Raw genomic sequence first — 12,861 nt, forward strand, 5'->3', positions numbered from 1 at the left:
GTTCAGCATAAGCCGATATATCACTGGAAAGACGACAGTTTTTTAACAGTCTCCCCACCACTTTGACCAGCTAGACACCCGTTATGGCCTACGTTAGTGTGCCGTATAAGGCCACAAAGGTCATGTGAGCGGGAAGTAATATGTATGGCGTCAGGGACTGATCTACTGCGTATTGAGAACCTCGACGTTTCGTTCTCGCTGTATGGGGACAAGCTGGACGTCGTGAAGAGCGCCAGCTTGAGAGTACTTCCAGGCAAGGTCACGGCATTGGTCGGCGAATCCGGTTCCGGAAAGTCGATCATCAGCCAGTCGATCATGGGAATCCTCCCGACTCCCGCGAAGGCGTCGGGCCGCATTCTGTTCACCGATCCGCTTAACGGCAAGACGACCGATCTTCTCCAACTGCCGCGTGATGGCGCGGAAATGCGCAAGCTGCGTGGCGCTCGCATGGCCAAGATCTTTCAGGAGCCGATGACCTCGCTGTCGCCGTTGCACACCGTCGGCAATCAGATCAGCGAGGCGCTCCGCATCCATAGCCCAGGCATCAGCAGGGCGGAGCAGCGTGAGAAGACCGAAGAGATGCTGAGCCTCGTCGGCTTTCAGGATCCCTACCACACCTTCGACATGTATCCCTTTCAGCTCTCGGGCGGGATGCGCCAGCGCGCGATGATCGCGATGGCGCTGATCTGCAACCCGGCGCTGTTGATCGCCGACGAGCCGACCACGGCGTTGGATGTTACCATCCAGGCGCAGATTCTGGGTCTGCTGCGCAATCTCCAGAAGACGCTCAACATGGCGATGCTCTTGATCACCCATGATCTCGGCGTTGTCGCCAACATGGCCGATGAGGTCGTCGTTATCTATCACGGCGAGATCATGGAAGCGGGCCCCGTCGAGGAGATTTTCCGTCGACCTCAGCATCGCTACCTCAAGGCGCTGATGACCGCGGTGCCGCATTTCGACATGAAGCCGGGAGAGCGGTTGAAATCCCTGCGCGATGTTCCGGTCAATCTCGGAACATTTTCCGGCAAGAAGAAGCTTATCGTTGGCGATACGAGTACCATCGGCACGGCGCCCGAAGTGCTGCTCAGCGTGCGCAACCTGACGAAAACCTTCAGCTCCAAGGCCGGCGGTCTGTTCGGGCGGCGGGATGGCACGAAGTTTCGCGCCGTTGACGATGTCAGCTTCGACATCCGCCGCGGCGAATGTCTTGGGTTGGTCGGCGAAAGCGGCTGCGGCAAGACGACGGTCAGCAAGATCCTGATGCGGGCGATCACCGCCGACACCGGCTCGGTGAGCTTTGACGATGGCAGCGGCAAGATCGATGTCCTCTCCGTCAAGCGCGGGGAACTGATGGATCTGCGCACCAAGATACAGATGGTTTTCCAGGATCCCGTCTCGTCCCTCTCTCCTCGCATGACGATTCGCAATATCCTGAGCGAGCCCCTGGAGATCCATGGGCATGGCGATAGCGCCGAGCGCAAGGAAAAGGTCAAGGCGCTGATGCAGGCGATCGGGCTCGATAAGCATTATCTGAGCCGCTATCCTCACAGCTTTTCCGGTGGCCAGCGCCAGCGCATCGGCATCGCGCGTGCCCTGGCACTCGGGCCGAAGCTTCTGATCCTGGATGAGCCGGTCTCCGCGCTCGATGTTTCGGTACAGGCGCAGATCCTCAATCTTCTCAAGGATTTGCAGAAGGAGCTCGGCCTGACCTATCTGTTCATTTCCCACAATCTGGCGGTTGTCGATTACATGGCCGACCGGATTGCTGTGATGGCGCGTGGCCGTATCGTCGAAATCGCGCCGCGCGAGATCATCCTGCGCGACCCGGTCCATCCCTATACGCGCTCGCTGCTTGCAGCCGTCCCGTTCCCCGATCTCGATCGTCCGTTGGATTTCTCTGCGGTGAACAGCGAAGGGCCGGCAGCCCGACAAAAATGGGGACCGCAATTTTCCGAAGGAGGGGATGCGGACCTGGCCTATGCGGATCTGGGCGGAGGGCATTTCGTTCGTGCCCGCCGAGGCGCCGATATCGAGGAGCTGCGCACATGGTAACCCGCCGAACCTTTCTCGGTCTGCTGGCCTCGACCGTGCTTCCGGCGCCTGTTATCGCGGCGGATGTCGATAACGAGCCCGATTATCTGGCCGATTGGCTCAGGGCAGGCCAGATGCCGCATCTTGCCAAGCGCCTGCCGAAATTTCCACGCATCGTCAACGTCGCTGCGATGGGGCGAACCCCGGGCCATTATGGCGGCTCGGTGCGCACCATCATCGGCAGCCAGAACGATCTCCGTTTCATGACGGTCTATGGCTATGCCCGTCTCGTCGGATATGATCGTACGCTGACGTTGCAGCCGGATATCCTGGAATCCTATTCCGCGGTTAATGATACGGTCTTCACCTTCAAGCTGCGTGACGGACATAAGTGGTCCGACGGACATTCCCTGACGGCGAACGATTTCCGGTATTGGTGGGAAGACGTCATCCTCAACAAGAAGCTGACGCCTGGCGGCGGCGCGCTCGAATTGCGCCCGCACGGCAGCTTGCCGCGTTTCGAGGTGCTTGATGAGCTGACGGTGCGCTATTCCTGGGATGATCCCAACCCGGATTTCCTGCCGAGCCTCGCCGCACCACAACCGCTCGTCATTCTCGGGCCCAGCCATTATCTGAAGCAGTTCCACGACAAATATCAGGATAGCATTCGTCTTTCCGCGCTGATGCAGGAAAAGCGGGTGAAGAAATGGCAGGATCTCCACATCAAGATGGCGCGATCCTATCGACCGGAAAATCCCAACCTGCCGGTGCTCGACCCCTGGAAGAACACGACCGCGCCGCCCGCCGAACAGTTCGTCTTCGAGCGCAACCCGTATTTCCATCGCGTCGACGAGAACGGGCGGCAGCTGCCTTATATCGATCGGTTCATCCTGAACATCAGCTCGTCGGCGATCATTGCAGCCAAGACCGGCGCCGGGGAAAGCGATCTGCAGGCGACCGGGATCGATTTCAACGATTACACCTTCCTGAAGGAACGGGAGAAGCTTTATCCCATCAAGGTCAATCTCTGGAAGGCGGCGCGCGGTTCGCGCGTTGCGCTCTTCCCGAACCTGAACAGCGCCGATGCGGTATGGCGGGACGTACTGCGTGACGTACGGGTGCGGCGCGCATTGTCTCTGGCGATCGATCGGCACGAGATCAACATGGCCGTCTTTTATGGTCTTGGAACGGAAAGTGCGGATACTGTTTTGCCGGACAGCCCGCTTTACAAGCCGGAATATGCCGCGGCCTGGATCTCCCATGACCCCGATCAGGCCAATGCGCTGCTGGATGCGGCTGGCCTCGACAAGCGCGACGAAGATGGCACGCGCTTTCTGCCTGATGGTCGCCGCATGGAGATTACCGTGGAGACGCCGGGTGAAAGCACGCTGGATTCGGATGTGCTGGAGCTTGTCACCGATCATTGGCGCAAGGTCGGCATCGCGCTTTTCGTACGTGTTTCGCAGCGTGACATCTTCCGCAGCCGCGCCATGGGCGGCCGGATTTTGATGTCGCTGTGGTATGGCCTCGACAACGGCGTAGCGACAGCGGATATGAACCCCGGTGAACTCGCACCGACAATGGACGACCAGATGCAGTGGCCGCTCTGGGGCATGTATTATCTTTCGCGCGAGACCCAGGGGGTTGCGCCGGATGTTCCGGAAGCTGCGAAACTGGTCAAATTGCTTCGCGAATGGGAAACGGCGGCATCTTCCTTCGAGCGCGCGGAGATCTGGCATGAGATGCTGGCGACCTATACCGATCAGGTTTTCTCCATCGGCCTGATCAATGCCACGTTCCAGCCGATCGTGCATTCGGCGCGCATGCAGAATGTACCTGAAAAGGCGCTCTACGGTTTCGATCCCACCTGTTTTCTCGGCGTCTATATGCCGGACACCTTCTGGATGAAGGAGGATCGACCCAATGCTTAAATATATTCTCTGGCGCATTGCGGTGATGATCCCGACATTGCTCATCATCTCGATGCTGGTCTTCACCATCATCCAGTTGCCGCCGGGCGATTTCTTCGAAAGTCAGATTGCCGAGCTGCGCGCCCAGGGTGAGACGGCAAACCTTCAGGAGATACAGGACCTTCGTCACGAATACGGGCTCGATCAGCCCGTCGCGGTGCAGTATGTGCGGTGGGTCGCCGGCATGCTGCATGGCGATTTCGGCTATTCCTTCGAATATCAGTTGCCGGTATCGGATGTGGTCGGTGACCGCTTGTGGCTGACCATCCTGGTGTCGATGACGACGATCCTTTTGACGTGGCTGATCGCGTTCCCGATCGGCATCTATTCCGCCACCCATCAATATAGCTGGAGCGATTACAGCCTGACCTTCCTCGGGCTGCTCGGCATCGCCATCCCGAACTTCATGCTGGCGCTGATCCTGATGTATTTCGCCCAGGTCTGGTTTGGCGTGTCCATCGGCCATCTGATGGATCAGCAATATCTGTCGCAGCCGATGAGTTGGGAAAAGGCGCGCTCGATCCTCTCGCATCTCTGGATCCCCGTCATTATCGTCGGAACGGCGGGTACGGCTGGCATGATCCGCCGCCTTCGCGCCAATTTGCTCGACGAGATGCAGAAGCAATATGTCATCACCGCGCGCGCCAAGGGGCTGCATCCCTTGAGAGCGCTGGTGAAATATCCGTTGCGCATGGCGCTGAACTTTTTCGTGGCCGATATCGGGTCGATCCTTCCTTCGATCATATCGGGCGCCGAAATCACCGCCATCGTGCTGTCGCTTGAAACGACAGGCCCGATGCTGATCAGGGCTTTGCAGAGCCAGGACATGTACCTTGCCGGCTCCTTCCTGATGTTCCTGGCCTTCCTCAACGTTATCGGAGTGCTGATCTCCGATATTGCCCTCGGCTTTCTCGATCCCCGTATCCGCTTGCAAGGCAGGAGCACAAAGTGAACGTACCCCTGCCAAGCCCCGGCGCACCCATGGAGCACTATGTCTCGAGCGCGGATTTCGATCCGGATCAGTTCGAGACCATGTCTGCCGGCCAGACGCGCTACTACATGGCCTCGCAAAAGAAGCTGATGTGGTGGAAGTTCAAGAAGCACAAGCTGGCGCTCGCATCCGGCATCTTCCTGCTGCTGTGCTACGGCACGATCCTGATTGCGGAATTCCTGGCGCCTTACGGGCTGCACACCCGCAATGTCGATTACATTCACTCGCCACCGCAGGCAATTCACCTCTTCAACAATGGTGAGTTCGTCGGGCCGTTCGTCTATGGCCGCAAGATGACGCTCGATATCGATACGCTGCGCAGGGTCTATACGGAAAACCCTTCCGACGTGCAGCCGATCCGCTTCTTCTGCCGCGGCGATGCCTATCGTTTCTGGGGGCTGGTGGATTCAAACGTTCATGTCGTCTGCCCCGCCGTTGGCGGCCAGATGTATCTGCTTGGAACGGACCGACTGGGTCGGGACGTGCTGTCGCGCATCATCTATGGCGCGCGCATCTCCCTGACGATCGGTTTGATCGGCATCGCCATCAGCTTCGTGCTCGGTATCGTCATCGGGGGGCTGGCCGGCTATCACGGCGGGATCTTCGATCTTCTGGTGCAGCGGGTAATCGAGGTGCTACAGTCCTTGCCTAGCCTGCCGCTTTGGATGGCGCTGGCGGCGATCATGCCGGTGAGTTGGAGCCCGATCCTCGTCTATTTCGGCATCACCATCATTCTCGGCATCCTCGACTGGACAGGGCTCGCGCGCGCGGTGCGCTCCAAGCTTCTATCCTTGCGTGAGGAAGACTATGTGCTTGCCGCGCAGCTGATGGGTGCGCCGACGCGGCGCATCATCGGCCGTCATCTCGTGCCGGGGTTCATGTCGCATCTGATCGCTACGGCAACGATCTCGGTTCCAAGCATGATTCTCGGCGAAACAGCTCTAAGTTTCCTCGGATTAGGCCTGCGTCCGCCGATCACGAGCTGGGGTATTCTGTTGACCGAGGCCAAGAACGTCAGCGTAATCGCCTTTTATCCGTGGCTGCTTTTTCCGATGATCCCAGTGATTTTGGTCATTCTGGCGTTCAACTTTTTAGGAGATGGCTTGCGCGATGCCGCCGATCCCTACAAATAGCAGGGTGAACGGCAAAGACAGGATTGCAATTCGAGGAGCGGACGTGGATGTCGTGTGCCGACATACCACGTACATGACTTTCATCCCCCAGAGGTTTTGCCCATGAAGCGGCGCTTAGAAGATGCTCGAATCCTCATGTACAGCCACGATACGTTCGGTCTCGGCCATCTCAGGCGATGCCGCACGATCGCGCATGCGCTTGTCGAGGATTATCGCGGGCTGAACGTGCTGATTATCTCCGGCGCAACCATCGCCGGTGCCTTCGACTACCGGTCGCGCGTTGATTTCGTCAAAGTGCCGAGCGTCATCAAGCTGCGCGACGGCGAATATACGTCGATGGCAAGCCATGTCGCCCTTCAGGAAACGCTGAAGATGCGGCAGTCGATCATCCGTCATACGGCGGAAACGTTTCAGCCCGACGTATTCATCGTCGACAAGGAGCCCTTGGGGCTCAAGGGCGAGGTCGAGGAAACGCTGACCTATTTGAAGTCGCGCGGCACGACGCTGGTCCTGGGCATGCGCGATGTCATGGACGCGCCGCACCTGCTTGAGGCAGAGTGGAAGAAGAACAACGTCCTGCAGAAGATCGATCAGTACTACGATCGCATATGGGTTTACGGGCCGCCGGATTTTCACGATCCGCTGGTCGGTCTCGACGTGCCGCCCGGCGTCCGTCGGAAGATGGAGTTCGTCGGCTTTCTGCAGCGCAGCGTTTCCTCGCTGGGGACGAAGTCGGAGCATGTGCCCGACGAGGACTACATTCTGGTGACGACCGGCGGTGGCGGCGATGGTGCCGATCTGGTCGATGACGTCATCAGCGCCTTCGAGCAGGACAACTCGCTCACACACAGGACGCTAATCGTCCTCGGGCCTTACATGCCGGCCAGGGAGCGTAATCAGTTGCTGGAACGTGCCGGCAAGATTGCCTGTCTTCAGGTGATCGAGTTCGACAACAAGATGGAAGAGCTGATCGCCGGCGCCAAGGCCGTCGTCGCCATGGGTGGCTACAACACCTATTGCGAGATCCTTTCCTTCGACAAGCCTGCATTGATCATCCCGCGCACGCGGCCGCGCGAGGAGCAGCTAATCCGTGCGCAGCGGGCAAGCGAACTGGGCCTGGTCGATATGCTGCTGCCGGAAGAGTCTGCCGATCCAAGGCAGCTCGCCGCTGCCCTGAAGCGCCTGCCAACCCGCGCGCCACCCTCGGCAAGCAGCAGCAACATGCGCCTCGAAGGGCTGGTGCATATTTCGCACACGATCGGCGAGTGGTTTGATGATCGTGAGCGCTACCCGCCGCTATCGATCGTTGCCGAATAGGTTATCGGAACGTATTGATGCGAAAGAAAATACTGGTGGTCCTCAAGGGCTATCCCCGCCTGTCGGAAACCTTCATCGCGCAGGAATTGCTCGGGCTGGAAAAAGCCGGCTTTGACCTGACCTTGATTTCGATGCGCAAGCCGACGGACAAGAAGCGCCATCCGGTTCACGACGAGATCAAGGCGCGCGTGGTCTACCTGCCGGAATATCTGCACGATGAGCCGTTGAGGGTGCTGCGCGCTTTCCTTGCCGGCATCGGCAAGCCCGGCTTCAAGCCACTGTTCAAGCAATTCTGGGCCGATCTGAAACGGGACCTAACGCCGAACCGCGTGCGTCGTTTCGGTCAGGCATTGGTGCTGGCACATGAATGGCCAGACAATGGCGAGTGGCTGCATGCGCATTTCATCCACACGCCGGCTTCCGTCACCGCCTATGCCAGCATCATGACGGGTATTCCATGGACCTGTTCGGCCCACGCCAAGGATATCTGGACATCGCCGGACTGGGAGCTTTCCGAAAAGCTTGGCCGGGCCCGCTGGACAGTGACCTGCACGCGCACCGGTTTCGATCATATGCGTGGCCTGACTGAGATGCGCGATAATGTGCATCTAAGTTATCACGGCCTCGATCTCGATCGTTTCGGCTCCTTTGCGGGCGAACATTCCGCGCGAAACGGTTCGGAGATCTCCGATCCCGCACTTATCCTCAGCGTCGGCCGCGCCGTGGAGAAGAAGGGCTATGACGTGCTGTTGAGAGCGTTGGCGCTACTGCCCGGCGATCTCAACTGGCGCTTTACCCATATTGGCGGCGGCGATGGACTGGCCAAGCTCAAGGCACTTGCCGAAACGCTAGGGATTACCGATCGCATCACCTGGAAGGGGGCGCTGGCACAGGAAGACGTGCTTGCGCACTATCGGCAGTCGGATATCTTCGCACTGGCATGCCGCGTCGCCGCCGATGGCGATCGCGATGGTCTGCCGAATGTGCTGGTGGAAGCATCGAGCCAGCGCCTCGTCTGCGTCTCCACCAATATCTCCGGCGTTCCCGAATTGCTGGAAGACGGTGAGAATGGGTTCGTCGTTCCATCGGAAGATCCGCAGGCTCTCGCCGCTGCACTGGAACTCGCCATCCGCAATCCGGCGCTGCGCCACAGGCTGGGAGAGGCAGCCGAAAGGCGGGTGCGCGAGCATTTCGACTACCATGCCAGCATTCGGCAGTTGACGGGCCTGTTCGAGGAGCAGTGGCGGAAGGAAGATCAATGGCGGAAATCCGCATGACAGAGGCAAAGTCTCCTTCCTTGCGCGTTTTCTTCTATGTCCAGCATCTGCTCGGCATTGGTCATCTGGCCCGAGCCAGCCGCATCGCCAGTGCCATTGCCAGGGATGGCGGCCAGGTGACTGTCGTCACCGGCGGCCTTCCGGTGAATGGCTTTCCCGGTAATGACGTGACCTCGATCACGCTGCCGCCGGTCGTTGCCAGCAGCGCCGGCTTCTCCGGGCTTGCCGATCAATCGGGAAACCCGGTCGATGAGGCATTTCTCGCGCATCGTTCTGCCCTTTTACTAGAGGCATTTCGGCACGCGGCGCCTGATGTCGTTATCATCGAAGCGTTTCCCTTCGGGCGGCGACAGATGCGCTTCGAGCTGCTGCCACTGCTCGATGCCATCGCCAAGGCTGATCCGAAGCCAAGGCTCTACAGCTCGGTGCGCGATATTCTGCAGCAGCAGAAGAAACCGGGGCGCGATGAAGAGACAGTCGGACTGCTTCGCGATCATTTTGATGGCGTTCTCGTTCATGGAGACCCCCATTTCGTTCGGCTGGAAGAGACCTTTCCTTTGACCGAAGCCATTGCCGACAAGATCGTCTACACCGGCCTCGTTGCTCCGAGCCTGCCGCCGGAGCCTGATGAGAGCTTCGACATTGTCGTTTCGGCTGGCGGCGGGGCTGTCGGACGTGACCTCATTCGCACCTCGCTTGAGGCAGCAAGCCGCGTGGCGATCGACCGCCGCTGGCTATTGGTGACCGGGCCGAACCTGCCGGAACAGGATTTCGCCGATCTTGCCAAGGATGCGCCTGGGAATGTCGAGCTCGTCCGTTTTCGCAAGGATTTTCCGTCTTTGCTGAGGGGAGCGGACCTGTCGATTTCCCAAGCCGGCTACAACACCGTCGGCGATCTCCTCGTCACCGGCTGCCGCGCCATTCTGGTGCCCTTCACGGCCGGCGGCGAGACGGAACAGTCGGTTCGGGCCGAGCGGCTGGAAAAGCTGGGTTTGGCACTCACCCTGCCCGAAGCGGGATTGACGACGGATTTGCTTGTTGCCGCCGTGGAGACGGCATTGTCACGGGCCAAGCCACACAACCCCGATATCGACCTTGATGGTGCAGCCAGAACTTCGGCCGTCATTGGCGAGGCCTGCCGAAAGATGACGTGACGCGACGGTCGGGTTATCCTGTCGTTTTATGCTCCTAGATTCCTGCAATCTTGTGATATAAATGAAGAAATGATGAATCGGGGGGAGCGTGGACGAAAGACCGGGCGGCGTCTCTTTTCACAATGGGGCCACGCATCCGCAACAAACAATCCCGCATTTCTGCAACAGCAGTGCCGGCATCAGGCCGGCGCTGGGCCTTTGAATTTGAAAGCCTGCTATAAGCGATGGAAAAAAGCCTAGCGCGTTATATTTGGTCGAATACCCGGCTGGAGCAGATTTGGATACTGCTGGTCGTTGCGGCTTCGATGATCCCTTACTTCCTGTCCTTCGATCTGCCCAAGCAGATCGTCAACGGACCGATCCAGGGTAAGGGTTTCGAGCATCCGGGCGACACGCAGACTTTCATGCACATCGCCGTCGACGTGCCGTTGATCGGCCACATCGAGGTGTTTCAGGGTGTGCAGCTCACCCGTATATGGATGCTGATCGCGCTGAGCCTGGTCTTCCTGGCGCTTGTCGTGCTCAACGGTCTCTTCAAGCTCTATATCAACACCTACAAGGGCCGGTTGGGCGAGCCGCATGCTGCGCCGAATCCGCTTCGAGCTGATCGATCGCGTGCTGCGGTTCCCGCCCGCCCATTTCAAGCGGGTGAAGCCTGCCGAAATCGCGACCATGATCAAGGATGAGGTGGAGCCGATGGGCGGCTTCACCGGCGACGCGTTCGTGCAGCCGGCGCTGTTGGGTGGCCAGGCGGTGACCGCTCTCATCTTCATCATCATGCAGAATTTCTGGCTGGGCATGATCGCCGCGGGTATCGTTGCGGTGCAGGCGATCGTCATTCCACGCATGCGGAAGCGGCTGCTGGAACTCGGCCGCCAGCGGCAGCTGACCGCGCGCGAACTTTCCGGCCGTGTCGGCGAAATCGTTGACGGTATCGGCACCATCCATGCCAACGACACGACCAATCTGGAGCGCGCCGATATTGCGCATCGGCTCGGCCTGATCTTCTCGATCCGCTATGATCTTTACCAGTGGAAGTTCATGGTGAAGTTCATCAACAACTTCCTGGCGCAGGTCACGCCCTTTCTGTTCTATCTGGTCGGCGGCTTTCTCGCCCTTCAGGGCCGGTTGGACATTGGTCAGCTTGTCGCCGTCATCAATGCCTACAAGGATCTGCCTGGCCCCCTCAAGGAATTGATCGACTGGGACCAGTCGCGCCAGGATGTTCAGGTGAAGTACAATCAGGTCGTCGAGCAGTTCAGTGTCGAGAACCTGATCGATCCGAAAATCCAGGTCCTGTCGCCAGCGCCTGCGGGCCGCATCACCCATGCTCTGGTTGCGACCAACCTGACGGTTCTCGATGACAGCGGTGCCCGTGTGCTCGATCATGTTTCAGTCGAGATTCATCCCGGAGAGCGAGTCGCGATCGTCGGCGACAGCGGCGCAGGTGGCGAATATCTCGCCGAGGCCTTCGGCCGGTTGGTCTGGCCGGACAGCGGTCGTGTCTCCATTGACGGCCGCGATCTGCTTGAATTGCCGGAGTCATTGACCGGGCGGCGCATTGCCTATGCGTCCTCCGAGACTTTCTTCTTTCACGGTACTTTGCGCAGCAATCTTCTCTATGCCCTGAAGCACGCGCCGCTCATCCCGCCGGTCTATACCGACGAGGAAGCGACCAAGGCCAAATGGCGGATGAATGAGGCGCGCCGCGCCGCCAATCCCGAACTGGATCTCGATGGTGATTGGGTGGATTATGCCGCAGCCGGCGCGACCGGGCCGGACGATATCTATTCAGTTATCCGCCCGGTACTCGATGCCGTCGCCATGTCACAGGACATCTTCGACATGGCGCTCCGTTCGAGCGTCGACACCGCGACGCATCTGGATCTGACCTCGCGCATCGTCGAACTTCGGCAGGCCCTGCGGCTGAGGCTTCAGGAAGAGAAGCTCGAAGAGCTCGTCGTACCTTTCCAGTTCGATGCCTATAACCTGCAGGCGACTGTCGGTGAAAATCTGTTGTTCGGCACGTTGAAGCGGCCGCAGATGACCAACCGCAAGCTTGCCGCACATCCGTATTTCCGGCAATTGTTCGAAGAGACCGGCCTGATTTCCGACCTTTACGACATGGGCCTGGAGATTGCTGAAAACGCCGTCGAACTCTTCACCGACCTGCCGCCTGACCATCCCTTCTTCCAGCAGCTCACCTTCATGACGGCGGAAGACATTCCGACCTACGAGGCGCTACTGCAGAAGCTGAATGGCAAGGGTTATGAGGCGGCGACAGCCGATGAACGCTCTGCGATCATCCGCCTGAGCTTCTCCTACATCGAGCCACGCCATCGTTTCGGTCTCTTGACGCAGATGCTCATGGAGAAGATCGTCCAGGCGCGGGCGAAGTTCTATGAGAACATTCCCGCCGATCTTGCCGGCGTGATCGAACGTTACGATCCCGAGCGCTTCACGGCTTCTGCAACGTTGATGGACAATGTTCTGTTCGGTCGCATTGCCCATCAACAGGCCAATGCCCCGGAGCGCGTTCATCAGATCATGTACGAGGTCTTCGAGCGTCTCGGCATGCATGACAGCGTCTTGTCGATCGGCTTGGATTTCGATGTCGGCTCCGGCGGCAAGCGCCTGACGAATGTGCAGCGCCAGAAGCTCAATCTCAGCCGCGCGCTTTTGAAACGTGCGGATTACATTATCTGCAATCGTCCGCTGCCGGCGCTCGATCACCGGGTCCAGGATCAGATTGCTCGTGCTGTCTTGGGTGAGCTCGGCAGCGACGGTTATGCTCCGGCGATCATCTGGGTCTTGTCCAACCCAGGCTTTGCCGAATTGTTCGATCGTGTTCTGGTCTTCGATCATGGTAGCCTTGTCGAAAGTGGCTCGACGACCGATCTTTTAGAAAAAAATGGTATGTTCAAAGAACTGTTATCGTAATATCCTATCTCGACAGTGGCGACTGGGGCCGAACACTGGGGGTTT

At 59.0% G+C, this 12,861-nt stretch carries 7 protein-coding genes and 1 pseudogene; all 8 read left to right on the forward strand.

The window, feature by feature from the left end; genetic code table 11:
* Positions 1 to 144: 144 nt before the first annotated feature.
* The 8 genes and pseudogenes from BSK43_RS34115 (at position 145) to BSK43_RS34150 (ending at position 12,816) form a co-directional block, all read left to right on the forward strand.
* Positions 145 to 2,055, forward strand: a complete 1,911-nt coding sequence (locus BSK43_RS34115; protein ID WP_077470228.1) for an ABC transporter ATP-binding protein — start codon at positions 145 to 147, stop codon at positions 2,053 to 2,055.
* The gene (locus BSK43_RS34120) at positions 2,049 to 3,965 is read left to right on the forward strand and encodes an ABC transporter substrate-binding protein (RefSeq protein WP_077470229.1); all 1,917 of its coding nucleotides are present in this window, start codon (positions 2,049 to 2,051) and stop codon (positions 3,963 to 3,965) included. The genes BSK43_RS34115 and BSK43_RS34120 overlap by 7 nt, the downstream gene beginning before the upstream one ends.
* Positions 3,958 to 4,956: an ABC transporter permease gene (locus BSK43_RS34125; RefSeq protein WP_077470230.1), complete on the forward strand. Its 999-nt coding sequence runs from the start codon at positions 3,958 to 3,960 to the stop codon at positions 4,954 to 4,956. The genes BSK43_RS34120 and BSK43_RS34125 overlap by 8 nt, the downstream gene beginning before the upstream one ends.
* Positions 4,957 to 4,985: 29 nt before the next feature.
* A complete protein-coding gene (locus BSK43_RS34130) occupies positions 4,986 to 6,128 on the forward strand; it encodes an ABC transporter permease (RefSeq protein WP_077470231.1) in 1,143 nt (380 codons plus the stop codon).
* Positions 6,129 to 6,230: 102 nt separating this feature from the next.
* The gene (locus BSK43_RS34135; RefSeq protein WP_077470232.1) at positions 6,231 to 7,445 is read left to right on the forward strand and encodes a glycosyltransferase family protein; all 1,215 of its coding nucleotides are present in this window, start codon (positions 6,231 to 6,233) and stop codon (positions 7,443 to 7,445) included.
* Between the two features lie 17 nt (positions 7,446 to 7,462).
* Positions 7,463 to 8,722 (forward strand): glycosyltransferase family 4 protein, encoded by a 1,260-nt coding sequence (locus BSK43_RS34140; protein ID WP_077470233.1) that lies wholly within the window; start codon positions 7,463 to 7,465, stop codon positions 8,720 to 8,722.
* Entirely contained in the window at positions 8,719 to 9,876 is a 1,158-nt protein-coding gene (locus tag BSK43_RS34145; protein WP_077470365.1) for a glycosyltransferase, read from the forward strand. The genes BSK43_RS34140 and BSK43_RS34145 overlap by 4 nt, the downstream gene beginning before the upstream one ends.
* A gap of 224 nt (positions 9,877 to 10,100) precedes the next feature.
* Positions 10,101 to 12,816: pseudogene (locus BSK43_RS34150) on the forward strand (ABC transporter ATP-binding protein).
* Positions 12,817 to 12,861: the final 45 nt, after the last annotated feature.

Source organism: Rhizobium sp. P44RR-XXIV (assembly GCF_001999485.2).
GTDB lineage: Bacteria > Pseudomonadota > Alphaproteobacteria > Rhizobiales > Rhizobiaceae > Rhizobium.

Excerpts from the sequence above, each read along its gene's own strand:
- BSK43_RS34115 (WP_077470228.1), top strand. The coding sequence starts at position 145 with ATGGCGTCAGGGACTGATCTACTGCGTATTGAGAACCTCGACGTTTCG.
- BSK43_RS34120 (WP_077470229.1), top strand. The coding sequence starts at position 2,049 with ATGGTAACCCGCCGAACCTTTCTCGGTCTGCTGGCCTCGACCGTGCTT.
- BSK43_RS34125 (WP_077470230.1), top strand. The coding sequence starts at position 3,958 with ATGCTTAAATATATTCTCTGGCGCATTGCGGTGATGATCCCGACATTG.
- BSK43_RS34130 (WP_077470231.1), top strand. The coding sequence starts at position 4,986 with ATGGAGCACTATGTCTCGAGCGCGGATTTCGATCCGGATCAGTTCGAG.
- BSK43_RS34135 (WP_077470232.1), top strand. The coding sequence starts at position 6,231 with ATGAAGCGGCGCTTAGAAGATGCTCGAATCCTCATGTACAGCCACGAT.
- BSK43_RS34140 (WP_077470233.1), top strand. The coding sequence starts at position 7,463 with ATGCGAAAGAAAATACTGGTGGTCCTCAAGGGCTATCCCCGCCTGTCG.
- BSK43_RS34145 (WP_077470365.1), top strand. The coding sequence starts at position 8,719 with ATGACAGAGGCAAAGTCTCCTTCCTTGCGCGTTTTCTTCTATGTCCAG.